Source organism: Pseudomonas sp. Tun-23181, assembly GCF_057415455.1.
Genome location: NZ_CM171630.1, coordinates 220,305 through 242,979 on the forward strand (window position 1 = coordinate 220,305; position 22,675 = coordinate 242,979).

The following is a 22,675-nucleotide window of genomic DNA, read 5'->3' on the forward strand; positions in this document are numbered from 1 at the left end:
ATGCCAGGGGGCGTTCGCTACTCGGTCGCTTCAAAAGCCTTGTGGTACTCCACGATGCCTTCGGGGAGTTCACCGCCAAAAGACAAGGCTTGGAAGTACTCAGGCGCAACGCCAGGCAGCGTGAGGCCGGCGTGGGCTCGGAACCCGAAGTGGCCATAGTAGCCAGGGTCGCCCAGCACCACGCAGCCAGCCCCGCCAAGGCGCTGTAGTTGTGCAAGGGCGGCCTTCATCAAGGCCGAACCGATACCTTGCCCCTGGCGGCCTGGCTGCACGGAGATAGGCCCAAGGCCGTACCAGCCCGTCGCACCGGACGAGATCGTGACGGGTGAAAGGGCGACATGGCCAATGATCGCATCATGCTCTACCGCGACCAAGGAGACGGTCAGCTGGTTGGCGCGTCGCAGTGCATCGACAATGAATTGTTCGGTATGGCTTGAATGCTCCTCGTGCTCGAACGCCGCCTCGGTCAGTTGGGCGATGGCGCTGATGTCCTGGGGGTGTTCAGGGCGGATGGTCGTGTTCATGCTGATGTTTTCTCTGGTGTCCTTGTCGATGATGCTGCGAAGCACCTCGAATAGAGGGGCGGCATCGGTGTATTTCCTGCCATAGGCCAGATTGAATGCGTAATCGAAGCCAGTTGGGTTCTTGCCCTGGTTGTGCTGCAGGAGGGTCTCCAGCTTGTCTAGCGCCTTGACGGCTTTTGCTTCTGGCGATCGTGCATGTTCATAGTCATCCCAGAGCGCCAGTATCTCGGCTTGCAGCGTTTCATCCAGTGCCTGGGTCAAGAGCAGAAGATCATTTCGCTCTTGCTGGCTCTTGTTGGGAAACGCGTGTTGGCTGACGGCGGGAATGTCGCCGTTGATGGCCTCGCCCAAGTCGTGAATCACGCACATCTTGAGCATTTTCAGCGTATCGAGGCCGCTTAGCTGCGCCTCGAAAACAATGGCCATCAGGCAAAGGCGCCAACTGTGCTCGGCCGTGCTTTCGGTGCGCCCGGAGGAGGTGTGTGCGCTTCTGAGCACGTCCTTGAGCTTTTCCGCCTCGCGCAGGAATGCAAGGCGCCCTTTGAGTTTCTCGATGTCCATAGACCCCTCTGATTTCGTCGGTGAACAGCATGCCGTTCACCTTGATGAGGCCAGCCTAGATCCGAAGGTGTTCAGCGTCCACGCATAAAATATGCGAGCAAAGGGGGGCGATCCGTCAGAGCGTCTCTACCAGGCGCGCGGCCGTTCCATCCGAGAGGGGGATGCGTGTCCAGCGACAGAGGCTCTGGCTGATCGGTACGAGGGACGAGTCGTTGTTGCCGGTTGTGAACTCCAGCGCTGGCGGTGCGAGGGCTTCCCGCCACCCCGATTCATCCAGCGCGAACTCCTTGCTGACGATCTCTGGCGTAGCGAAGCGCCACAGCGAACGACCCAGCAGGTCGCTGAGCGGGCTGGCGAACTGGGCGGCGCGCGAAGGGGAGCAGGCCAGCAAGCGATGCGTCAGGTCGCAAATGAGGTGAACGGGCCGTGAGCTTTCCCTGACCAGCCGGGCCAACGCTTGATCGGCGGCTGCATCGAGGCGCGCGGCCAGCAGTCGTTCAAGCTTTTCGTGTGCGAGGGGATCCATGGCCTGTACGCCGCTTTCCCAGCGCGAGATGGTCGACTGAGTGACGTTGAACAACGCCGCGGCATGGGATTGCTTGACGCGGTGCAGTAGGCGCCATCGCCTGAGCGCAATGCCGGGCAATGCTGGTTTTAGCGACAGGTCAGGCATCTTGGCGTCCGGGGACGTGGCGGGCTGGCCAGTGTGATTTAGGCAAGACCAGCCTGCAAGTTGGTTCGATAAACGGGAGTCAGGTGGGAGGTGCTCGCCGTGCAGACATTGTGCCTTTAGAGAGCCTTGATCCCCTATCCTGGTCATTGTTGTCGCAAGAAAGAAACCGTAGCCATGCCCAGCAACGCGTCGAGAGGGGCATGCTTTGGCCCTAGAACAACTCCCTTTATAAGGGGGCCAGTCAGTGCGCTAGCCGTGCCCCGTTCGCAGCCGTGTGCCAATTGGCACTACGCCACGGACATCCGCGCCGTGAGGTTCTGTTGCATGTAGTCGAGGAACCGGCGCTGAAACAGCATCGTATGCTCATGCGCAGCGGCTTCCGCCGCATCCGGATCACGGGCGGCGATGGCATCGATGATCTCGTCATGGTCACGACCCAGCCGGTGGGTGCTCGCCGAGCTGACCACGTGATCGAAGTGCAGGTGCAACAGGCGTTGCCCTTCACTCAGCAAGCGCTCGTAGTAGTTGATGAAGTACGGATTTCGGCCGGCCTGGGCGATCGCCAGGTGGAAGGCCTTGTTCAGCTCGGACATGGTCTGGAAGTCGCCATCCGTTACGGCCTTGAGGTAGGCCGCGTCGGCCTGGCGGATGGCCTCGAGGTCTTCGGCGCGGTGCTGGGTCGCGGCCAGGCGAGTCACCGCACGCTGCATCAGATCCAGCGCCGAGATGTAGTTGGGGAATTCCTCGATCTCGAACGGGGTCACCAAGGTGGTGCGGTTGGGAAGGATGACCACCAGCCCTTCGGTAATCAGCCGTGCCAGGGCATCGCGCACCGGTGAGCGCGACAGGCCGAACTGGGCGGCGAGCGACACTTCATCCAATTGCACGCCGGGCTTGAGCTTCAACGTCAGGATCTGCTTGCGCAGTTCTTCATATATGTAGCGGCCGCTGTGACGACGGGGGCCGCCTTCGAGGTCGTTGTCTTTTGCCATCATCGGTTCTCGGTTGGACCGCGCCATGGTCGCGTGCGGCCTTCGTTATCTTGCCGTGCTTGTCGACGGTGTAGCCGGCAGCATGCTGCGGGGATGGCGGCTGCGTCAAACATGCCTGGCGGGTGTCGAGCAGTAGGAGCAGGAACGCACCGTGCTCCGCCTGCCTACCAGGAGCACGGTGCGCATGGGCTACTGGTCCAGGCCCACCCCCCAGGTATCGCTGAGCATGAACCCCGCCGCCAGCGGATCGTCAGGGTCCACACCGATCTGCTGGAGGCCATAGAGCCAGGCCCGCCCGGTTACCCGAGGCAGCACCGCGGGGCGGCCGGCCACCTCGGTATGGCCCAGCAGCGTGACCTGGAACTGCCCGCCGATGGTCGAGCGTGACACCAACTGGTCACCCGCCTGCACCAGCCCCCGCGCCGCCAGCGTGGCGAGGTTGGCGGAACTGCCGGTCCCGCAGGGCGAGCGGTCGACCCGCCCCGGGGGCAGGGTGGTGCAGGTCTGGTAGGTGCGGTCGTCCAGCCGATGACGGAACATCACGTAGGCCACTTCGTTGACCGAAGACAGCAGCGGGTGCTGGATCGCCAGTTGGCGGTTGATCACAGTCTTCAGCGCCACCCCGGCATCGGCCAGGGCGCGGGCATGTTCAGGGGCGATCGACAAACCGGTCTGCTCGACATCGACCAGGGCGTAGTACACGCCACCAAAAGCCACGTCGACCTTGAGCGTGCCGAACGCTTCGGTCTCGATGGCCAGGTCGAGGTGCTCCACGAACGCAGGCACCATGTCCAGTGAGACGTTCAGGCAACGGCCATCCGCGCATTGGGCGCGGGCGGTCACCAGACCGGCCGGGGTGTCGAGGACCACGGTGGTTTCCGGCTCCTGCATCGGCACCATGCCCAGCTCGAGCAGGGCGGTGACGACGCAGATGCAGTTGCTGCCGGACATCGGGTGCGCCTTGTCGGCCTGCAGCACGATGAAAGCGGCATGGGCCTCGGGGCGGGTGGGCGGTAGCAGCAGGTTCACCGACATCTGTAGGCAGCCGCGCGGCTCCAGAGTCACCAGGCGGCGCAGGCTGTCATCGACCTCGTTGATGTAGTTCATCTTGTCGAGCAGGGTGGCGCCCGGGATACCCAGGACGCCGCCAGTGATGACTTTGCCGATTTCGCCCTCGCAGTGCACTTCGGCCAGTTGCAGGGTCTGTTTCCAACGCATGGGTGTTACCTCACTTGATGTACCAGCCCCAGGGCTGTTCGCTGTCGTAGCGCGTGATCTGCTTGGTTTCCAGGTAGTTGTTCAGGCCCCACTCGCCCAGCTCGCGGCCGATGCCGCTCTGCTTGTAGCCGCCCCATGGGGCCTCGGTGAAGGTCGGCTGCGAGCAGTTGATCCAGACAATACCTGCACGGAAGCGACGGGCGACACGTTCACAGCGCTCCAGGTCCTTGGACATCACCGCGGCACCGAGGCCGAAGCGCGAATGGTTGGCCGAGCTGATGGCCTCTTCTTCAGTATCGAACGGGCGAATGCATACCACCGGGCCGAAGATTTCTTCGTTCCAGATCCAGCTGTCTTCCGGTACATCGGCGAAGATGGTCGGCTGCAGGTAGAACCCCTTGTCCAAGTGCGCCGGACGCTCGCCACCCGATACCAGGCGGGCGCCTTCTTCCAGGCCGCGGGCTATCGCCTGCAGGGTGTTGTCGTACTGGCTGCGGTTGACCAATGGGCCGAGCAGCACGCCGTCTTCCATGCCATTGCCGATCTTGATCTTGCGCGCCTCCTCGGCAAGGCGGGCCAGCAGCGGCTCGTACGCGGAGCGTTGCACCAACACGCGCGAGGTGGCGGAGCAGACTTCGCCCTTGTTCCAGAAGATCCCGAACAGGATCCACTCCACGGCGGCTTCGATGTCGCTGTCGGCGAAGATCACGAAGGGCGACTTGCCGCCCAGCTCCAGGGTGACGTTCTTGATGTCCTGGGCCGCGGCTTGCATGATGCGGCTGCCCACCGGGACGCTGCCGGTGAACGCCAGCTTGTCCACGCCAGGGTGGGCGGTCAGCGCGGCGCCGACCGTGGACCCGGAACCGGTGACGATGTTCAGCACACCTGCCGGCAGACCGGCTTCATCGGCGATGCGGGCCAGCTCCAGCGCCGTCAGCGAGGTTTGCTCGGAAGGCTTGAGAATGATGCAGCACCCTGCGGCCAAGGCCGGGGCTACTTTCCAGGCGGCCATCAGCATTGGGAAGTTCCACGGCACGATGGCCCCGGCAACACCGATCGGCTCCTTGCGCGCCACCGAGCTGAAGCGCTCGTCCGACAGCGCGACAGGTTTTTCACGCTGGGCATCGAGCGCTTCGGCCATGTTGGCGTAGAAGTCGAAGCAGCCTGCGGTATCGCCGATGTCCCACATGGCCTCGGGGAACGGTTTGCCATTGTCGCGAACCTCCAGGGTTGCCAGCTCTTGCTGGCGCGCGCGAATCCCATCGGCGATCTTGCGCAGGTAACGGCCGCGCTCTGCGCCGCTCATGCGCGGCCAGGGGCCCTCGTCGAAAGCGGCACGGGCCGCCTTCACCGCGGCGTCCACGTCTGCGGCGCAACCGGCTGCCACCGTGGTGATCAGGCTCTCGTCACTCGGGTCGAAGGTCTCGAAACTATCGCCATTGACGGGGCTGACCCATTGGCCGTTGATGTAGAACTGGTCGTAGCGGTTCATGCGTTTCCTCCAAGGACGGCGAAGCGTCGGGCACTGAATGCAGAGAGATCCTGGGTTGGGCTGCGTTGGGCAGCGAGGTCGCTCACCAGGCGGCCGGTGGTAGCGCCGAGGGTGAGGCCGAGCTGGCCGTGACCGAAGGCCAAAAGGGCGTTCTTCAGCCGTGGCGAGCGGTCGATCACAGGTTTGGTATCGGGCAGGAACGGGCGGTAGCCGACACCGAACTCCATGCCTTGGGTGTTCAATTGCGGCAGGACGCGGCGGGCCTTTTCCATGATGATTTCGGCACGCTTGAAATTGGGCTCGGCATCGGCGCCGGCGAACTCGAGGGTGCCGCCGATCTGCAGGCCGCGGGTCATGGGGGCGAAGCAGAAGCCGCCGTCGGCGTAGATCACCGAATGGCGAAATTCCACGTCGGGTCGTGGCAGCACCGCCTGATAGCCGGCGATACCCGCCAGCGGAATGTTCACGCCGAGGGTGTCGAAGAATGCCCGCGCGCCAGTGCCTGCGGCCACTACCAGCAAGCCGGCGGGTACGCGACTGCCGTCGGCCAGGGTCACGCCAGTCGCCTGGTCGAGGTTTTCATCGATTTTCACCACCCGCTGGCGCACGCGCCTGCCGCCCTGGGCAATGAAGCTTTCGGTCAGGGCGGCGATGAAGCCTTCGGTGTCGTTCACCGCACGCCAGTCAGGGAACATCAGGCCATGTTGGAACTTGCCAGCCAGGGCCGGCTCCAGGTCAGCGATCTGCGCGCCGTCGAGCTCCTCGGAACGAAAGCCCAACTGCTTGCGCAAGGCCAGGTGGGGGCGCTCGTGGGCCAGGCCGGCAGGGGAGTCGAACACCTCGATAATCGGCCGGTCGCCAAGCAGAGCCTTGTCCGGGCAGGCATCGAGTAGAGGGGCATAGTCTTCATAGACATGCTGGGTCAGGCGCGCCATGTCCTGGGCGATCTCATGGATCTTCGACGGGCGGGCACAGGCCAGGAAACGCATGAACCAGGGCAGGATCCCCGGCAGCGCGCTGGGGCGCAGGGCCAGCGGGCCTTTCTGGTCCAGCAGCCAGCCAGGGATCTTCATCAGGATGCCAGGCTTGGACAACGGGATGACTTCGCTGACCGCCATCTGGCCACAGCTCCATTTCGCGGTGCTGTCGCCGGGCGCGGCAGGGTCGACCAGGGTGACCCGGTGGCCGTCGCGCTGCAGGTACAGTGCGCAGCATACGCCGACAATGCCGCCACCGATGACCACGGCCTGTTGCGATGACGTTTGCGGGTTGTTCATGAGAGGCGTGCTCTTCAAAAGGTGGTGGGGTTCCTGTGGGGGCGGGCTCGTCCCGCACACAAGGGCATGGCCCTTGCCATATACCGGTGTCGTCAGGGGCCGGCCTATTCGCGGGCAGGCCCGCTCCCACAGGGGGAGTGCATCAGGCTTGCGACGCCTCGTACGCCTTGCGGAACTCGGCTTTTTCTTCGTCGGTCAACGGCAGCAGCGGTGCCCGTGCGTTGCCTACCTTGAAGCCGGACAGCTCGGCGCCGTACTTGACCTTCTGTACGAACTTGCCGCTTTCCAGGTTGGCCATGGCCGGGAACAGGCTGCGCATGACTTGCTGGGCACCGCGGATATCGCCGCTGGTGAACGCCTTGTGGAAGGCGACGACCTTCTCCGGGAAAATGTTCGCCGGGCCGCAGATCCAGCTGTCGGCGCCCCACAGGTAGAAGTCCAGGGCCTGGTCGTCCGAGCCGCAGGACAGCTGGATGCCCTTGTATTTCTCGCCGATCTCGATGGCGCGCAGCAGGTTGCCGCTGCTTTCCTTGATGCCGATGACGCGCGGGTGCTCATGCAGCGCGGCGACCACGTCCAGGCCGACTTCGACGTTGGTACGGATCGGGTAGTTGTACAGCACCACGTTGATCTCGGGGAAGGTTTCGAGAATGGTGTTGTAGTGGGCCAGCAGTTCCTCCTGGGAGGGCAGGGCGTAGTAGGGCGGCGCGATCAGCAGGTGGGTGTAGCCCGCCTCGACGGTCTGCCTGACCTGCTCCAGCACCTCGCGGGTGCAGGCGCCGTTGGCGCCGGCGATCAGGGTGCCACGGTCACCGACCACTTCCTTCACCGTGGCCAGCACCTGGCGGCGTTCTTCGTTGGTCAGCGCATAGTATTCGCCGGTGGAGCCCAGCGGCACGAAACCGCTCACGCCCGCGGCCAGTTGATGTTCGAGGATCGAGGCCAAGGTGTCGTGATCGACCTTGCCAGCGGCATCGAATGGGGTGACCAGGGCAGGCAGGATGCCATTGAGTTTCATGGTGAAGTCTCCTTGTTGGGAATCAGTAGGCGTAGCGGCGCAGCAGGCGCCCTTCGACCACACCGACCAGGCGGGTCAGCGGGAAGGCCACGAGGAAGTAAATGACTGCGACAGCCGACAGGAACTCGACCGGGCGGGCGGTGCTGTTGGAAATGTTCTGGCCGACGAACATCAGGTCGGCCACCCCGACCGAGGAGATCAGCGCGCTTTCCTTGAACAGGCTGACCACGTTCGACAGCAGTGGTGGCACAGCGCGCAGCAAGGCCTGGGGGAACACCACGTAGAGCACCTTGACGCGGGAGGTGAGGCCCAGGGCCGTGCAAGCGTCGTGCTGTTCGCTGGCGATCGACTTGAGCGCACCGCGGAACGTTTCGCTGGTGATCGCCCCCATGTACAGGGTCAGGGCGATCAGCACCGAGACGTAGGGCGGGATGTCCAGGCCGAATATCACCGGGAAGCAGAAGAACACCCAGAACAGCTGGATCAGCAGCGGCGTGCCACGGAAGAACTCCACGTACAGCGTCAGCGGCAGGCGCACCAGCTTCAGCTTCAGCTGCCGCAGCAGGCTGACCACGAAGCCGAACAGGCTGCCGAGCACGGCGCAGGCACCAGTGAATGCCAGGGTCAGGCCCAGGCCTTTGAGCAGCACCGGCCAGTAGTTCAGGACAACCGAGAAATCGAGTGGCATGGCTATCTCCTCAGCGCTGGCCGGCCAGTTCCTGGCGCCGTTCGAACCACTGCACCAGCTGCGCGATCGGTAGCGACAGGGCGAAGTAGATGAGGGCGATCAGGGTGTAGGTTTCCAGCGGGCGGTAGGCTTCGGTCGCGAGGCTTTTGCCCACGTACATCAGGTCGGCGACGGCAACGATGGCCACCAGTGCGCTCTGTTGCAGGGTGCCGATGCCGTTGGTGATCAGCACCGGCAGGGCGCTGCGCAGCGACTGCGGGAGGATCACGTACAGCGTGCGTTGCCAGCTTTTGAGGCCCAGAGCGATCGAGGCATCCAGGTGTTCACGCGGCACCGCCTGCACGCCGGCCCGATAGGCTTCGGCGTTGAACGCGGTGAGGTTCAGGCCCAGGGCCAGGAAGCCCATGGCTATCGGGTCGATGAACACGTCGAACAGCATCGGCACGCAGTAGAAGAACCAGACGATCTGCAACAACGCCGGTGTGCAGCGGAAGAACTCGATGAACAACTGCGCTGGCCAGCGAATGAAGAACCAGCGGCTCAGGGTCATCAGGCACAGCACGAAGCCCAGGGTCAGGCCGATGAGGTTGGAAACCAATGCCAGTTGCAGGGTGACCTTCAGCCCATCCAGCAGCGCAGGCAGGCTGCCGTTGAGGAAGTGGAAGTCGAATTGGTAGTTCATCACGGCGTCCTCAATCGAACTGCACGACCTTTTCGAGGAACTCACGCGTGCGTGCTTCCCGTGGCTGGGTGAAGATCTGCTCGGGATGGCCTTGCTCGACCACCTTGCCGTTGGCGCAGAACACCACGCGGGTGGCGATGTGGCGGGCGAAGTGCATGTCGTGGGTGACGATGATCATCGCCATCTTCTGCTCGGCCAGTTGCATCATCACGTTCTGCACTTCGATGACCATTTCCGGGTCGAGCGCCGAGGTGACTTCGTCGAACAACATCAGGCGGGGTTCGAGCATCAGCGCACGGGCGATCGCCACGCGCTGCTTCTGCCCGCCGGAGAGCTGGCTTGGGTAAGCGTGCAGCTTGTTTTCCAGGCCCAGGCGGGCGAGGTAGGCGCGCGCTTTCTCGGTGGCTTGGGCCTTGCCCAGGCCATGGACCTTGACCGGCGCCAGGATCAGGTTGCCCAGCACCGACAGGTGCGGGAACAGGGTGTAGTGCTGGAACACCATGCCGATCTGCTTGTGCAGGGTTTCATCCAGCGGCTTGCCCAGCTTGCGGCTGCCATCGATATAGGGCTTGCCCTGGAAATGGATCGTGCCGCCCTGGATGCCCTCGAGCCCCATCAGCACCCGCAGCAGCGAACTCTTGCCGCTGCCCGATGGACCGATGATCACCAGGCGGTCGTCGGCACGCATGTCCAAGTTCATCTGGTCCATCACCACCAGTTGCTCGCTATAGGCCTTGCGCACGTCGCGCAACTGGATGAAGTCGCCGCCCTGGGGCGAATCCGGGCCGAGCGAAACCTGTGGCTGGGCTGCCACCAAACGAGGGATGTTCATCGCGATTGTCTCCACGAGGGCGCACTGGGCGGCACCTCGGCTCAGGGTTACTGGAGGCTGTTGCCTGCGGCGTTGGTTGCGGTGCGCGCTGTGTCGGTCAGGCCGACGGTCTTGCCGGGCCTGGCCAGTGGTGCATGGGGGCGTTTGCAGAAGTGCCTAGCAGCCCGGGTGGGCGCTTGCCACCGCCATGGCGTTTGGAGCGAAGGGCTGGCAGCACCTGCGCAGGCGCTGTGGGAAGCGGTCTGAGCCATTTTGATTCTCTCCGATAGCTTGTTCTTGTAGGCAGAAGAGTCGATCAACAGTTGATGAGTGCTTTGCTGAGCTTCTTGTTGTGTGCAATGTTGTATTCAGACTATGGCCGCCTTGAGTGTACTGTCAACACACGTGGGGAAAAATTTATTCGCTTGCCTTGGCGCGCCGTCCATCCAGGACAAAAGGAAGGCCCGAGGGCGCGAGGAAAGAAACGAGGGGAGCGAGAGAGGCCGATTCCAACCATTCGAAAAAGCCTGTTGACAGCATCTGGTGTGCTTCATAATCTGCATGCAGCCATGCACACAATATGGCGTGCACTACCCAGCGCTTACCTTCCTGCCTACAACAATGATTAACAGTGAGGTCAAAAATGCTCCGTTCCCTCAAGCCGCTTTTCCTGGGTGCCAGCCTTTGCGGCGCCATACTTGGCCAATCCATGGCCCAGGCTGCTGAAACCTCGGTTTGGCAGAATGTGCAGAAAGCCGGTGTCCTGCGTTGTGGCGCTGCGGTAGCCGCGCCCTATGTCATGCGCGATGCGCGTTCAGGTGACTACAGCGGCTACTTCGTCGACCTGTGCAGGGACTTCGGCGAGAAGGTGCTGAAGGTCAAGGTCGATTTCGTCGGCACGAGCTGGGACAACCTTGTCGCCGGCTTGCAGAGCGGCAAGTGGGACTTGGCCATGGCCCTCAACCAGACTCCCGAGCGCGCGCTGGCCGTGGCATTCACCACCCCCGCCACGGACTATCAAGTGTCGTTGCTGGTGAACAAGAACAACCCCAAGTTCACGGACATCGAGGACAATATCGGCGCCCTCGACAAACCCGACGTGACCTTCGCCGTCATGTCCGGCACCGCCCAGGACAAGGCGATCTCCTCGGTGATCCGGAACGCGAAGATCATGCGTCTGCCAGGCATGGACGAGACCCGTCTGGCGGTGATGTCCAAGCGCGCCGATGTACTGGTGGACGCCAGCGACACCAACCACCTGTTCGCATTGGCCAACGCCGATTGGGCGCGCGAGATCCTGCCCAAGCCGGCGCTGGCCAAGCAAGGCGTCGCGTTCGGTGTGCGCCGGGACATTTCCCCGGCCGACATGGACGTGCTGAACATCTACCTCAAGCAGCGCCGCGACAGTGGCGACATCGACAAGCTCGTGGACAAGGCCTCGGTGCAGGCCAACGCCGCGAAGTAACCCTTCGTCGTTAACCGGGAATGCCGTCTTCGCGCGCGAGGCAGGCGGCACCTTTGCATCTTTATCAAGAGAAGGTGAGCACGGATGAACGATTCCACACGCCCATTGGCTGGCCAGACATTGCTCGTCACGGGTGGCTCCGGCGGTATCGGTGCGGCGATTGTCGAGCGCCTGGCGGCTGAAGGTGCCCGACCGGTGATCCACTACAGTCGCGACGCGCAGGGCGCGCAAGCCTTGCTCGAGCGGATTGGTGGCCAGGGCTTTATCGTCCAGGGCGACCTGTCCCAGGACGATGGTCCCGAACGATTGTGGCAGGCAGCGATGGCCCTGGCCGGCGGACGCCTTCATGGCCTGGTCAACAACGCGGGTATTCGCACGGAGATTCCCTTGCACGCGCCGTCATCCGAATGGCGTGCCGCCTGGCGCCGCGAGTTCCAGGTGAACTTCTTCGCGGCGGCCGACCTGTGCCGTGAGGCGGTCGAGCATTTTCGCATCCATGGCGGTGGCCGCATCGTCAACATGGCCAGCCGTGCCGCCCAGCGTGGCTACGCGGCCGACGCCTTGCCCTATGGCGCCAGCAAGGCTGCGCTGATCAACCTGACCAAGTCACTGGCGCGCAGCGTGGCGGGCGAGGGTGTGGTCGCCGTGGCCATCGCGCCCGGTTGGGTCCGTACCGATATGGCCGAGCGCTTCGTCGCCCAGTTCGGCGAGGCCGCGGCGACTGCCGACATTCCCGTGAGGAGCATGGCCAGCCCCGAAGAGATCGCCGAGTTGGTGGCCTTCACCTTGCGTCCGTCCCAGGTTTCGCTCAATGGCGCGACCCTGGATGTGAACGGCGGCAGCTATATCCGATAAATCGAGGAGTCGACGATGAACAGGTTCGAAAACAAGGTGGCGATCGTGACCGGTGGTGCCGGGGGGATCGGCTCGGCGATCGCCGGTCGGTTGGCGGCCGAAGGGGCGACGGTGGTGGTCAGCGACGTCAATCTGGAGGCGGCCCAGGGCGTCGCCGAGGCCATTCAAGGCAACGGCGGCAAGGCCATCGCCGTGGCGGCGGATATCGCCCAGGGTGAGGCCTGCCGGGCGCTGGTGGAGACGGTTGTCAGGCAATTGGGGGGGATCGATGTGCTGGTCAACAACGCCGGGATCAACCGCCGCGGCAACCTCCTAGCGCTGACGGAAGATGACTGGCATACCAGTTTCGCGGTCAACCTGGACTCGATGTTCCACCTGTGCCGGGCGGTATTGCCGATCATGATCGAGGCGGGAGCCGGCGCTATCGTCAATACGGCCTCCCAGTGGGGGCTGCATCCTGCGCCCGGGCACATCGCCTACAACGTGACCAAGGCTGCCGTGGCCTCGTTCACCCAGAACCTGGCGCGTGACTATGCGCCGCAGAACGTTCGGGTCAACGCGGTATGCCCTGGCGAGATCCATACGCCGATGCTCGAGGCTGGCGTGCGGCGCTCGGGAAGGACCATCGCCGACCTGGACAAGCTGGTGCCCTTCGGCCGGATCGGCAAGCCCGAGGAGGTCGCGGCGCTGGTGGCGTTCCTCGCGTCGGATGAAGCGGCGTTCATGTGTGGTTCGTTGGTGGAGATTACCGGGGCGCAGGCGGTGGCTTGAGTGGCGCCGCCTTTGTGATACTGGGGCTGCAAAGCAGCCCCGAATGGAGACCGCTCACGCCCAGATGTCGCTCACGACAAAGCCTTCGGTGAACGGATCGTCATGGTCCAGCACATAGGTATTCAGGCCATAGATCCAGCTGGTACCGGTAATGGTCGGCACCACGGCCTTGTAGTCGCCGATACGGGTTTCCTCGACCAGGCGGCCGGTGAACACGTTGCCCAGCACACCCTGGTGGCGGAAGTCCTGGTTCAGCGGTAGCTCGCCCTTGGCGTGCAGGACCGCCATCTTCGCGCAGGTACCGGTGCCGCATGGGCAGCGGTCCAGTGCACCGGTCCAGGTGGAAGGGTTGTCCCAATCCAGCTCACCGGAGGCGACGGTGACGGCGTTCTTCCAGTCGGCGTCCGGGCTGTCGGTGGGGCCGGACAGCTGGGAAATGGTGATGCCGATGCCAGGGTAGTCGGGATGCGCGACCGGCAATTGCTCGGCAGCGGCCTGGCGGATCATGGCGCTGACGCGCGCGATCTCGCCGCCATGCTCGGGCTTGAGCTCCAGGCCCGGGAACTGGCGCACGTCGGCGATCGCATAGAACATGCCGCCCCAGCCCACATCGACCGTCACTTCGCCCAGGTGGGGCACCTGGATCTTGGCATCCAGGTGTGCGGCGAAGGCCGGCACGTTCTTGAACGTGACACTCTTGACCTTGCCGTCGCGGCATTGCGCCTTGATGCCGATCAGCCCGGCCGGCGCTTCGAGGATCAACTCGGTGACGGGTTCCTTCATGGGCAGCATGCCCATTTCCAGCAGTACGGTGACCACCGAGATGGTATTGCCACCGGACATCACTGGGTATTCGACCTGTTCCATGATGATATAGCCGGCATCGGCGTCGGGATGGCTCGGGGGCACGATGAGGTTGCAGCACAGGGGAGGGTAGCCGCGGGGTTCGCGCAGCATCAGCTTGCGCAACTGATCGTCGTTTTCGCGCAACCATTGCATCTTTTCGTGAACCGTCTTGCCCGGGATATGTGGAACGCCACCGGTGATGACGCGCATCGGCTCGCCGGCGTGCGTATCGACAGCATGAATGGTTCTTTTGAAGGCCATCGGGATCTCCAGCTTATGGGTATCGAACAGACTGTCTGTGGCGCAATGCCCGTCAGTTAAGCGGCATTGGCCTGTAGCGGCACTTTCTCACCCCTGGCACCTGCTGCCCTATAACGTCTGGGACAGCTCGTGTGACGCCAGGGCGCGCAGCTGTACGTCCTTCACGTCCTATCAATCGCCGGAAATAGCAAATCCATGACAAAAGGCGTGGCCGTTCTATCAATTGTCATGACTGTAATATCGGTGCCCTGTGCCGGCTGAGCATCATGTCGCGACAAGACAACCTGTTCAGAGGCACCCTCACTATGTACCGTGGATTCTGGTATGCCCAGGCACTCGACCTGGACAGCGACCTGGCCCCTGCGCTGCAGGACTCGATTCAAGCCGATGTCTGCATCGTCGGCGGTGGTTTCCTTGGCCTGTGGTCGGCCATCCGCCTCAAGCAGGCGCATCCCGGGAAGACCATCGTCATCGTCGAGCGCGACCGCTGCGGTTCCGGTGCCAGCGGGCGCAACGGCGGCATCGCCACCAACTGGTGGGGCAAGTACCTGTCGCTGCGCACCATCTGCGGAGACGTCGAGGCACGGCGCATCTGCGAGGCGGCCGAGTCGGCCATCGACGAGATCGGCAGCTTCTGCCAGGAGCACGGTATCGATGCCCAGTACCGCAAGGACGGCTGGCTGTGGACCGCCACCAACCAGCGCCAGTTGAATTCCTGGCGCGTGCTCACCGACGGCCTGCAGAACCTGGGCGTCAACCCGTTCCAGGAGATGGCGCGCCACACCATCCAGGGCCGCGTCGGCTCGCCGCTGGTGCTCGGCGGCATCTATGATCCCAACGCCGCCACCGTGCAGCCGGCCATGCTCGCTCGCGGCCTGCGCCGCGTCGCGCTCAAGCTTGGCGTGAAGATCTTCGAGAAGTCCCCGCTCACCCACCTGGCGCGCGGCCCCAAGCCTGTGGTGCACACGGCCAAGGGCCATGTGAAGGCCGACCGCGTGGTGCTGGCGATGAACGCCTGGGGCGCAGCGTTCCCGGAGCTGCGCCGGATGATCGCGATCATGTCCAGCGACATGGTGGCCACGGCGCCGGTCAAGGCCAAGCTCGACGCCATCGGCTTGAGCGGCGGCGAGTGCATGACCGACTCGCGCACCGTGCTCAACTACTGGCGCAACACCCCGGATGGCCGCGTGGTGTTCGGCAAGCCGCTGGGCCAGTTCGCCTTCGCCGGGCGCATCGGCAACCTCTACGAGAAGCCTTCGCCGGCCGCCGACAAGGTCGCCGCCGAACTGCGTCGGTTGTACCCGCAACTGGCGGACGTGCCGGTGGTCAGCAGCTGGACCGGCCCGATCGACCGCGCCATGAAGGGTTTGCCGAACTTCGGCTACCTCGACCGTCACCAGAACATCGCCTACGGCATCGGTTTCTCCGGTAATGGCGTGGCCACCACGGTGTTCGCCAGTCGCATCATCAAGTCGCTGGTCGAGCATGCCAACGACGCGTGGGCCAACTGCGGCCTGGTCAACCAGAAGATGAAGCTGCTGCCGCCCGAGCCATTTCGCTTCTTCGGCGCGCACATGGTGCGTGACGCCCTGGTGCGCAAGGAGTCGCTGGAGGACCACGACCAGGACGCCGGCTTCGTCACCCGCCAACTGGTGGCCATGGCGCCGGCCGGCTACGTCCCCGCCCAGAAAAAATAAGGACAAGATCGTGAGCGAACATATCGTCTTCCTCGACGACGAGGGCCTGGCATCCTCGACCCGTCTCAAGCGGCCTGACTGCGCGCACACCTGGCAGCAGTTCGCCTATACCCATCCGGACCAGGTGCTCGAGCACCTCAAGGACGCCACCATCGCCCTGACCTGCAGCGTACCGCTGCGTAAGGAGCACCTGCGTCAGTTGCCCAAGCTCAAGATGATCTCGCTGGCCCTGACCGGCCGCGACATCGTCGACGTCGACTATTGCGAGGCCCATGGTATCGAGGTGGCCAGCGTGCCTGGCTACGCCGCCAATACCGTGGCCGAGCACAGCATGGCGATGATCCTCGAGCTGTTCCGCCGCCCGGCAGCCTTCACCCGGCTGATGCGCCAAGTGCACGCCGGCCAGGCGCAGCACAAGAACATCTACTTCGACCACCGCATCCGCGATGTGCGCGGCAAGCAACTGGCGATCATCGGCAGCGGCCCGATTGCCCTGCGCCTGGCCGAACTGGCCCGTGCGTTCGGCATGGAGGTGTTCTTCGAAGACCGCGGTGGCAAGCGCAGCGGCCCGGATTGCCGTCCGCTCGCCGCGCTGCTGCGTAGCTGTGACGTGCTGTCGATCAACTGCCCACTGACCCCGCAAACCCACGACCTGATCGACGCAGGTCGATTGGCCCTGATGAAGCCCGACGCCCTGGTGATCAACACCGGCCGTGGCGGCATCGTCAACGAGGCGGCGCTGATCGATGCGCTGCACAACGATCGCCTGGGGGGCGTGGCGCTGGATGTGGTGGAGCATGAGCCGCTGCACCCGAGCAACCCGCTGTTCCAGCTGATCGATCGCGACGATTTCATCCTCAACCCACACATCGCCTGGAGCAGCGAAGACGCCATGCAGCAGTTGATGGACAGCGCCGTGGACAACATCAGCCGCTTCGTCGCCAGTCAGGCCCCGGAAAAAAGGATCCAGCGCGCATGAGCATCGTGATCAAGAGCAGTTATGTCGACGGCGCCTTCGTCGGTTTCGACGCGGCCAGCGACCTGCTGGAAAACCGCAACCCCTCCAACCCGGCCGAGGTCATCGAGCGCTTCGTGCGCGCCGATCAGGCCCTGACCGAACAGGCCATCGCCGCCGCCCGCCGTGCCCAGCCCGTTTGGGCGCGCAGCAACCCGCAGCAGCGCGCAGACGCGCTGGACTTCATCGGCAGCGAGATCCTCGCCCGCCGTGAAGAACTGGCGACCCTGCTGGCCCGCGAGGAAGGCAAGGTCGTCCGCGAAGCGCTGGGCGAGGTGGACCGCGCCGGCCGTTCGTTCAAGTTCTACGCCCAGGAAGCCCTGCGTGCCGAAGGCGAGAAATACCAGTCGGTGCGCCAGGACGTGGGTATCGACGTGTTCACCCAGCCCCTGGGCGTGGTGGGCATCATCGCGCCGTGGAACTTTCCCATCGCCATCCCGGCATGGAAGATCGCCCCGGCCCTGTGCTTCGGCAACAGTGTGGTGTTCAAACCGGCGGAGCTGGTGCCGTCCTCGGCCTGGGCGCTGGCCGAGATCATCAGTCGCGCCGGGTTGCCGGCCGGCGTCTTCAACATGCTGGTCGGCCCCGGCCGTAGTGTGGGCGACACGATCATCCGCTCGCCACAGGTCGATGGCATCAGCTTCACCGGTTCCGAGCACACCGGGCGGCAGATCGCCAGGTTGGCGGCTGAAGGCATGAAGAAGGTGCAACTGGAGATGGGCGGCAAGAACCCGCTGGTGGTGCTCGACGATGCCGACCTGGAGCAGGCGGTGGAGGTTGCGCTCAACGGCTCGTTCTACAGCACCGGCCAGCGCTGCACTGCCAGTTCACGGGTGATCGTCACCGAGGGCATCCATGATGCCTTCGTCGCCCGCCTGGCCGAGCGCACCCGGGCGCTGACGGTTGGCGACGCCTTGCAGGCCAGTACCGACATCGGCCCGGTGGTCGACGGCCGCCAGCTGGAGCAGAACCTGTCGTACGTGGCCAGCGGCGTGGAGCAAGGCGCGAAGCGGGTATGCGGTGGCGAGCGGGTGGAGAACGAGGCGGGTGCCTACTTCTTCACGCCGGCGCTGTTCACCGAGGTCACGCCGGACATGCGCATCTACCGCGAGGAGATCTTCGGGCCGGTAGTGAGCGTGCTCAAGGTGCGTGACTACGACGAGGCGTTCGCGGCCGCCGAGGACACGGCCTTTGGCTTGTCCGCCGGCATCGTCACCACCTCGCTGCGCCATGCCGAGCACTTCAAGCGCAACAGCTCGGCGGGGATGGTGATGGTCAACCTGCCGACGGCGGGGGTGGATTATCACGTGCCGTTCGGCGGCAACGGCGCCTCGAGCCTGGGCTCGCGCGAGCAGGGCACCCATGCCCGACAGTTCTTCACCCGAGTGAAGACCACCTACCAGTTGGCTTGAGTCAGCCCCCGGGGCTGCAAAGCAGCCCCAGGATTACCCGCTCAAGGTGATGACCGAGATCTCGCATTCTTTGAGGTAATCCTTCTATTTCTTATATTCATGCGAGCTTAATCTGAAGCTGTCATGTGGCGAAGTGCCCGGTGAACTTCAAGTCAACGGGTACACATGATTGAACGTTGTGGTGAACGGAATAATCAAGGCACTTCCAGATTGTTTGGCTGGCGGCCAGGGAGTGCCTGGCTTCGGCCGGGTAATTAGTTTGAGGCCCTCACGAAGGTGAGCGGCACGATACGGCAGTCTCTAACAATAACAACATTATTCACTAGCGTACGACGCCATGTGTCATGCGTGAAGTGTAGTTCAGCAGCGAGAAGAAACCGAGGCAGCAAGACATGACCAATAATCATAAGATTTCATTAGAAGATGCCCCCCTTAACAGTTTCCACAAGAAACTGGCCGTTTATTCCTCAGGTGCTCCGTTCCTGGACGGTTATATCCTCAGCATCATTGGCGTAGTACTTGTCCAGCTCAGCCAATCGCTGCAGCTCACCGTCTTCGAAGAAGGCATGGTCGCGGCGGCATCGCTCATCGGCATGTTCTTCGGCGGCTTCGTCGGCGGCCTGTTCACCGACAAACTCGGCAGGAAAACGCTTTACGTACTCGTGTTGGTCGCGCTTGCGGTGTTCTCACTCGGGCAGTTCTGGGTCACCTCCGCGGCCGCACTGATCACGCTGCGCCTGTTGCTGGGTATCGCGATTGGCGCCGACCATCCCCTGGCCACCTCGCTGCTGGCTGAGTTCCTGCCCAGGAAACAGCGCGGCTCCATCCTCGCCAGCCTGGTGATGATGTGGTTCGTCGGGGCGGCGGTCGCCTATGTGGCTGGCGAGCTCATCTTGCGCAGCATGGGCCCTGAAGCCTGGCGCTGGGCATTGGCCAGCGCGGTGGTGCCGGCGGTGCTGTTCCTGATCATGCGTGCCGGCACGCCGGAGTCCGCCCGTTGGCTGCTGAGCAAAGGCCGTACTGCCGAAGCGGATCAGGTGATCAAGAAAGTCTATGGCGACGCCTTCTCGATCGCCGACCTGCCCGAGCCTGTGGCCGAGCGCCGGGTATCGGTCTGGTCGCTGTTCCATTCCCACTATGGCAAGCGCATCTTCTTCGTCAGCATCTTCTGGACCTGCTCGATCATTCCGCAGTTCGCCATTTATGCCTTCGCACCGAAGATCCTCTCGGCCATGGGGCTGACCGGTGATTTGGCAGCCTGGGGGGCTGTCGCCATCACCATCATCTTCGTCCTTGGCTGCCTGCTCGGTGTGAAGCTGATCAACCCATTGGGCCGGCGCAACATGCTCATCCACAGTTTCCTGTGGTCCGGCCTGGCGCTGCTGTTGCTTGGCCTGTATCCAGACGCCGCCGGCCTGTTGACCCTCGCGCTGTTTGGCAGCTACGCGCTGTTCATCGGTGGTGCGCAGGTACTCCAGTACGTTTATCCAAACGAGCTTTTCCCTACTGAAGTACGGGGTTCGGCCGTCGGCCTCGCGACCTCCCTGTCGCGTATCGGTGCGGCGATTGGTACCTACCTGGTACCGATGTCCCTGTCTTCGATCGGTATCGCCAATACCATGATCGTGGCCTTCGGCATCTCCATGGTGGGCCTGTTCTTTACCTGGAAGATGGCCCCGGAAACGCGTTCGCTTGACCTGGCAACGGCGAGCGCCGCCTGAGGCGACAGGTTACGAGTGAGCCTATTGATTTAGCTGGAGCCTGCTCCCCCACAGGTCCCAGCTAAATCAACGCGTTACGATTCTTTTGTGGGTCGGCTTGCCGGCGACGAGGCGCGAAGCGGCCCCAGGCTCGACTACGGCGGGCTCAGCGCTTGAGCGCCTCATGGGCGAGCACGTTGCGTGTGGTGGTCTCGTAGTGCTCCTGGAGCAGCGCGCAGGCCTTGTCGACATCTCGCGCCAGCGCGGCTTCGAGGATGGCCCGGTGCTCGCCGGGCACATCGCGCGTGGCGCCGTCGGTGTAGTGCAGCGAGAGCATCCGGTAGCGCGCGGTCTGGTCGCGCAGCAGGCGCGACAGGCGCAACAGCCAGGGGGAGCGGCAATTGGCGATCAGCGCCTGGTGGAAGACTTCGTGGGCGTTTTCCCATTCCGGCTTCATGAGCCGCTCCGAGCCTTCGACGATGGGCAGGCGATCGAGCCGGTGATGGGCGGCGATCAGCTGGCTTTCCCATTCCAGATCGCCATTGCGGATCGATTCGGCCAAGGCCTGGCATTCGATGAGCAGGCGGGTGCGGGTGATGTCGCGGATTTCCTCCGCAGGGTTACGAACCACAACAAGAGGTCTTCCCATGCGCTACGTTCGCTTCACTCTCCAAGGCACGCCCCGTGCTGGGCGTTCGCACCACCGAGGGTGTCAAGGTTCTTGGGGAACAGACGCTGGAGTCGCTGCTCGAGCGCGGCGTCGACCTGGCGACCTACGGTGCCCAGGCCCAGGGGCCGCTGGTCGAGCTCGGCGAGCAGGACTATCTGCCGCTGATGAGCAAGCCGGACAAGATCATCTGCGTCGGCCTGAACTACGCCGACCACACCAAGGAATCGCCCTACGCCCAGCCGGACTACCCGACCCTGTTCCCGCGCTTCAACAGCAGCCTGACGGTGCACAACAAGCCGCTGATCCGCCCACGTATCTCCGACACCCTGGACTACAAAGGCGAGATGGCCGTGGTACTCAAGAGCGGCGGCCGCCACATCGCCAAGGACAAGGCCCTGGAGCACATGGCCGGCTACGCGTTGTTCAACGAAGGCTCGGTGCGCGAGTACCAGTTCAAGTCGCCGCAGTGGACGGTGGACAAGAACTTCGACGAGTCATGTCGGCCATTGGCCTGGGCAGTTGCCCGGGCGGTCGGACCGGGTAGGGCGCCCGCAGGTCGAGGATGCTGCCTGAAGCAGCATCTACAGGGATGGCGCTGAACTTCAGGGGGGGCACCCTGTGGGAGCCGGCTTGCCGGCGATGGGCTGCAAGGACCTGCGCAAAGTTTTTGATTTTTTTGAAAAAAAAGCTTTACAGCCTTTTGAATCCCCCTTAATATGCGCGCCACACGACAGGCACATAGCTCAGTTGGTTAGAGCACCACCTTGACATGGTGGGGGTCGTTGGTTCGAGTCCAATTGTGCCTACCAAACAAAAGTCCCGGTTTCCGGGCACGAGAAGGGCGATCCGAGAGGGTCGCCCTTTTTGCTGTGCAAAACTTTTGCCCCCACCTAGAGATGGTCCGGTCGTACCGAGGCCATCCAGCAAATGCTGCAATTCAACCTGGCGCAGGCATGTAAGCAAGCCCTTGACCCTGCACGCTCGGCCAGCTTCAGCCGCTACCCCGACAACAGGAAAGCACCCGGCACGCCGTTGCGGCAGCCGGGGCTTGGCGGTCAGTCGTTCAACGGGATTTCCATGCCGTCATGGCCGACGATGATCGGTCCCTTGAAGGTCGTGCCCACGGCGGCGCGCCAGTCGGCATCGGTGATGCTCGGGTCGTCAGCCGGCACGAAGTGGCTCAGGACCAGGGTTTTCACCTTGGCTGCGGCGGCGACGCGGCCAACGTCCTCGGCGGTGACGTGGTGGCTGATGATCGCCTTGGCCAAGGTCTTGCCATTGCCGATGCGCGCAGCCAGGCGATCGACCGCCTGGACATGCACCACTTCATTGATCAGCACATCGGCATTGCGCGAGAAATCGGCCAGGGGTGGGAAGTAGTTCAAGTCACCCGACAGCACGATGGTCTTGCCGCCCACCTCGAACTTGTAGGCGAAGGCCTCGCCATCGGCGAACGGTGGGTGCGGCACGCGCAAGGCGCTGACTTTCAGGCGGTCGTCCTGGAAGACCACGCCCTGGTCGATGTCGTGGGCGGTGACCAGTGGGCGTGGGTCGGGCTTGCCCTCGTCCTTGATACGCAGGCCGATGTCGATGGCGAAGGTCTCCCACACATGGCGGGTCATCTCGGTGGTGCCCGGCGGCCCATAGACAGCGACCGGGGTTTTCAGGCCGCTGGCCCAGCTGTTCATCAACACCGCCGGGTAGTCGACGATGTGGTCGCTGTGCAGGTGGGTGATGAACACGCCCTTGAGCTTGGCCAGTGGAAGCTTGGCCTGGACCAGCCGCAGGCTGGCGCCGTAACCGGCATCGAGCAGGTAGACATCGTCATCCACGACCAGCGCGGTGGATTGCGGCAGCTTCTCGGTGGCGAGCATCGACGGCCCGCCCTTGGTGCCCAGCAGAATCAGGCGCACCTTGGGGGGCTGGGCGTCTGGCTGGGGCGCTGCCAGGGCTGCACCGCTGGCGAACGACAAGGCGGTGGCCAGCGCCACGGCGCGGGGCAGGGTGGACAGGGCGGAGCGTAGGGTGAATGCCATGAGTGGGTTCT

At 63.6% G+C, this 22,675-nt stretch carries 21 protein-coding genes, 1 tRNA gene and 1 pseudogene; 9 read left to right on the plus strand and 14 right to left on the minus strand.

Annotated features, from left to right (window positions below):
* Positions 1 to 17: 17 nt before the first annotated feature.
* The 11 genes and pseudogenes from ACDI39_RS01350 to ACDI39_RS01400 all read right to left on the minus strand — a co-directional run bounded on the left by ACDI39_RS01350 (position 18) and on the right by ACDI39_RS01400 (position 9,957).
* Positions 18 to 524 (minus strand): GNAT family N-acetyltransferase, encoded by a 507-nt coding sequence (locus tag ACDI39_RS01350; RefSeq protein ID WP_253081205.1) that lies wholly within the window; start codon positions 522 to 524, stop codon positions 18 to 20.
* Between the two features lie 3 nt (positions 525 to 527).
* Positions 528 to 1,085, minus strand: a pseudogene (locus tag ACDI39_RS01355) (HD domain-containing protein); the annotation flags it as partial.
* Positions 1,086 to 1,200: 115 nt separating this feature from the next.
* Positions 1,201 to 1,758: a helix-turn-helix domain-containing protein gene (locus tag ACDI39_RS01360; RefSeq protein WP_225790647.1), complete on the minus strand. Its 558-nt coding sequence runs from the start codon at positions 1,756 to 1,758 to the stop codon at positions 1,201 to 1,203.
* 287 nt (positions 1,759 to 2,045) lie between these two features.
* Positions 2,046 to 2,750, minus strand: coding sequence for a GntR family transcriptional regulator (locus ACDI39_RS01365; RefSeq protein ID WP_253081193.1), 705 nt, complete (start codon positions 2,748 to 2,750; stop codon positions 2,046 to 2,048).
* Positions 2,751 to 2,939: 189 nt separating this feature from the next.
* Entirely contained in the window at positions 2,940 to 3,968 is a 1,029-nt protein-coding gene (locus ACDI39_RS01370) for a proline racemase family protein (RefSeq protein WP_225790649.1), read from the minus strand.
* A gap of 10 nt (positions 3,969 to 3,978) precedes the next feature.
* Positions 3,979 to 5,460, minus strand: coding sequence for an aldehyde dehydrogenase family protein (locus ACDI39_RS01375; RefSeq protein WP_486537320.1), 1,482 nt, complete (start codon positions 5,458 to 5,460; stop codon positions 3,979 to 3,981).
* Positions 5,457 to 6,737, minus strand: coding sequence for an NAD(P)/FAD-dependent oxidoreductase (locus ACDI39_RS01380; RefSeq protein ID WP_253081195.1), 1,281 nt, complete (start codon positions 6,735 to 6,737; stop codon positions 5,457 to 5,459). Before ACDI39_RS01380 ends, ACDI39_RS01375 begins: the two co-directional genes overlap by 4 nt.
* Before the next feature lie 142 nt (positions 6,738 to 6,879).
* Positions 6,880 to 7,755: a dihydrodipicolinate synthase family protein gene (locus ACDI39_RS01385; RefSeq protein ID WP_225790652.1), complete on the minus strand. Its 876-nt coding sequence runs from the start codon at positions 7,753 to 7,755 to the stop codon at positions 6,880 to 6,882.
* Between the two features lie 22 nt (positions 7,756 to 7,777).
* Positions 7,778 to 8,443 (minus strand): amino acid ABC transporter permease, encoded by a 666-nt coding sequence (locus ACDI39_RS01390; RefSeq protein ID WP_225790653.1) that lies wholly within the window; start codon positions 8,441 to 8,443, stop codon positions 7,778 to 7,780.
* Between the two features lie 10 nt (positions 8,444 to 8,453).
* Complete coding sequence (locus tag ACDI39_RS01395; RefSeq protein ID WP_225790654.1) at positions 8,454 to 9,125, minus strand: amino acid ABC transporter permease; 672 nt, start codon at positions 9,123 to 9,125, stop codon at positions 8,454 to 8,456.
* A 10-nt stretch (positions 9,126 to 9,135) separates the two neighbouring features.
* Positions 9,136 to 9,957, minus strand: a complete 822-nt coding sequence (locus tag ACDI39_RS01400; RefSeq protein WP_225790655.1) for an amino acid ABC transporter ATP-binding protein — start codon at positions 9,955 to 9,957, stop codon at positions 9,136 to 9,138.
* Positions 9,958 to 10,579: 622 nt separating this feature from the next.
* On the opposite strand from ACDI39_RS01400, the gene ACDI39_RS01405 reads away from it, so the two are divergent.
* The 3 genes from ACDI39_RS01405 to ACDI39_RS01415 all read left to right on the plus strand — a co-directional run bounded on the left by ACDI39_RS01405 (position 10,580) and on the right by ACDI39_RS01415 (position 13,027).
* A complete protein-coding gene (locus tag ACDI39_RS01405) occupies positions 10,580 to 11,401 on the plus strand; it encodes a transporter substrate-binding domain-containing protein (protein ID WP_486537323.1) in 822 nt (273 codons plus the stop codon).
* An 84-nt stretch (positions 11,402 to 11,485) separates the two neighbouring features.
* Positions 11,486 to 12,256 (plus strand): SDR family NAD(P)-dependent oxidoreductase, encoded by a 771-nt coding sequence (locus ACDI39_RS01410; protein ID WP_486537325.1) that lies wholly within the window; start codon positions 11,486 to 11,488, stop codon positions 12,254 to 12,256.
* A gap of 15 nt (positions 12,257 to 12,271) precedes the next feature.
* Positions 12,272 to 13,027 (plus strand): SDR family NAD(P)-dependent oxidoreductase, encoded by a 756-nt coding sequence (locus ACDI39_RS01415; protein ID WP_225790658.1) that lies wholly within the window; start codon positions 12,272 to 12,274, stop codon positions 13,025 to 13,027.
* Positions 13,028 to 13,081: 54 nt separating this feature from the next.
* On the opposite strand, the gene ACDI39_RS01420 is transcribed toward ACDI39_RS01415, so the two are convergent.
* Positions 13,082 to 14,134, minus strand: a complete 1,053-nt coding sequence (locus ACDI39_RS01420; RefSeq protein WP_225790659.1) for a proline racemase family protein — start codon at positions 14,132 to 14,134, stop codon at positions 13,082 to 13,084.
* A gap of 305 nt (positions 14,135 to 14,439) precedes the next feature.
* On the opposite strand from ACDI39_RS01420, the gene ACDI39_RS01425 reads away from it, so the two are divergent.
* The 4 genes from ACDI39_RS01425 to ACDI39_RS01440 all read left to right on the plus strand — a co-directional run bounded on the left by ACDI39_RS01425 (position 14,440) and on the right by ACDI39_RS01440 (position 19,979).
* Positions 14,440 to 15,831 (plus strand): NAD(P)/FAD-dependent oxidoreductase, encoded by a 1,392-nt coding sequence (locus ACDI39_RS01425; protein ID WP_225790660.1) that lies wholly within the window; start codon positions 14,440 to 14,442, stop codon positions 15,829 to 15,831.
* 10 nt (positions 15,832 to 15,841) lie between these two features.
* Complete coding sequence (locus ACDI39_RS01430; protein ID WP_253081198.1) at positions 15,842 to 16,810, plus strand: NAD(P)-dependent oxidoreductase; 969 nt, start codon at positions 15,842 to 15,844, stop codon at positions 16,808 to 16,810.
* On the plus strand, positions 16,807 to 18,258 hold the full coding sequence (locus tag ACDI39_RS01435) for an aldehyde dehydrogenase family protein (protein WP_253081199.1): 1,452 nt from the start codon (positions 16,807 to 16,809) through the stop codon (positions 18,256 to 18,258). The genes ACDI39_RS01430 and ACDI39_RS01435 overlap by 4 nt, the downstream gene beginning before the upstream one ends.
* 392 nt (positions 18,259 to 18,650) lie before the next feature.
* Entirely contained in the window at positions 18,651 to 19,979 is a 1,329-nt protein-coding gene (locus ACDI39_RS01440) for an MFS transporter (RefSeq protein WP_225790663.1), read from the plus strand.
* Positions 19,980 to 20,124: 145 nt separating this feature from the next.
* Here ACDI39_RS01440 and ACDI39_RS01445 read toward each other — a convergent pair whose 3' ends face one another.
* Positions 20,125 to 20,589 carry an FCD domain-containing protein gene (locus ACDI39_RS01445; RefSeq protein ID WP_410045037.1) on the minus strand — a complete coding sequence of 155 codons (465 nt, stop codon included), beginning with the start codon at positions 20,587 to 20,589 and terminating at the stop codon, positions 20,125 to 20,127.
* Between the two features lie 53 nt (positions 20,590 to 20,642).
* Here ACDI39_RS01445 and ACDI39_RS01450 point away from each other — a divergent pair, with 53 nt between their 5' ends.
* The gene (locus ACDI39_RS01450; protein ID WP_486537330.1) at positions 20,643 to 21,227 is read left to right on the plus strand and encodes a fumarylacetoacetate hydrolase family protein; all 585 of its coding nucleotides are present in this window, start codon (positions 20,643 to 20,645) and stop codon (positions 21,225 to 21,227) included.
* A 133-nt stretch (positions 21,228 to 21,360) separates the two neighbouring features.
* Positions 21,361 to 21,437: transfer RNA gene (locus ACDI39_RS01455), tRNA-Val, on the plus strand.
* A 246-nt stretch (positions 21,438 to 21,683) separates the two neighbouring features.
* On the opposite strand, the gene ACDI39_RS01460 is transcribed toward ACDI39_RS01455, so the two are convergent.
* Positions 21,684 to 22,664, minus strand: coding sequence for an MBL fold metallo-hydrolase (locus ACDI39_RS01460; RefSeq protein WP_253103288.1), 981 nt, complete (start codon positions 22,662 to 22,664; stop codon positions 21,684 to 21,686).
* Positions 22,665 to 22,675: the final 11 nt, after the last annotated feature.

What these genes read in the sequence shown, in the direction of transcription:
- ACDI39_RS01410 (WP_486537325.1), top strand. Translation starts at nt 11,486, where the DNA reads ATGAACGATTCCACACGCCCATTGGCTGGCCAGACATTGCTCGTCACG.
- ACDI39_RS01435 (WP_253081199.1), top strand. Translation starts at nt 16,807, where the DNA reads ATGAGCATCGTGATCAAGAGCAGTTATGTCGACGGCGCCTTCGTCGGT.
- ACDI39_RS01415 (WP_225790658.1), top strand. Translation starts at nt 12,272, where the DNA reads ATGAACAGGTTCGAAAACAAGGTGGCGATCGTGACCGGTGGTGCCGGG.
- ACDI39_RS01380 (WP_253081195.1), bottom strand. Translation starts at nt 6,737, where the DNA reads ATGAACAACCCGCAAACGTCATCGCAACAGGCCGTGGTCATCGGTGGC.
- ACDI39_RS01395 (WP_225790654.1), bottom strand. Translation starts at nt 9,125, where the DNA reads ATGAACTACCAATTCGACTTCCACTTCCTCAACGGCAGCCTGCCTGCG.
- ACDI39_RS01365 (WP_253081193.1), bottom strand. Translation starts at nt 2,750, where the DNA reads ATGGCAAAAGACAACGACCTCGAAGGCGGCCCCCGTCGTCACAGCGGC.
- ACDI39_RS01460 (WP_253103288.1), bottom strand. Translation starts at nt 22,664, where the DNA reads ATGGCATTCACCCTACGCTCCGCCCTGTCCACCCTGCCCCGCGCCGTG.
- ACDI39_RS01400 (WP_225790655.1), bottom strand. Translation starts at nt 9,957, where the DNA reads ATGAACATCCCTCGTTTGGTGGCAGCCCAGCCACAGGTTTCGCTCGGC.
- ACDI39_RS01420 (WP_225790659.1), bottom strand. Translation starts at nt 14,134, where the DNA reads ATGGCCTTCAAAAGAACCATTCATGCTGTCGATACGCACGCCGGCGAG.
- ACDI39_RS01390 (WP_225790653.1), bottom strand. Translation starts at nt 8,443, where the DNA reads ATGCCACTCGATTTCTCGGTTGTCCTGAACTACTGGCCGGTGCTGCTC.
- ACDI39_RS01350 (WP_253081205.1), bottom strand. Translation starts at nt 524, where the DNA reads ATGAACACGACCATCCGCCCTGAACACCCCCAGGACATCAGCGCCATC.
- ACDI39_RS01360 (WP_225790647.1), bottom strand. Translation starts at nt 1,758, where the DNA reads ATGCCTGACCTGTCGCTAAAACCAGCATTGCCCGGCATTGCGCTCAGG.
- ACDI39_RS01440 (WP_225790663.1), top strand. Translation starts at nt 18,651, where the DNA reads ATGACCAATAATCATAAGATTTCATTAGAAGATGCCCCCCTTAACAGT.
- ACDI39_RS01370 (WP_225790649.1), bottom strand. Translation starts at nt 3,968, where the DNA reads ATGCGTTGGAAACAGACCCTGCAACTGGCCGAAGTGCACTGCGAGGGC.
- ACDI39_RS01405 (WP_486537323.1), top strand. Translation starts at nt 10,580, where the DNA reads ATGCTCCGTTCCCTCAAGCCGCTTTTCCTGGGTGCCAGCCTTTGCGGC.
- ACDI39_RS01385 (WP_225790652.1), bottom strand. Translation starts at nt 7,755, where the DNA reads ATGAAACTCAATGGCATCCTGCCTGCCCTGGTCACCCCATTCGATGCC.
- ACDI39_RS01425 (WP_225790660.1), top strand. Translation starts at nt 14,440, where the DNA reads ATGTACCGTGGATTCTGGTATGCCCAGGCACTCGACCTGGACAGCGAC.
- ACDI39_RS01375 (WP_486537320.1), bottom strand. Translation starts at nt 5,460, where the DNA reads ATGAACCGCTACGACCAGTTCTACATCAACGGCCAATGGGTCAGCCCC.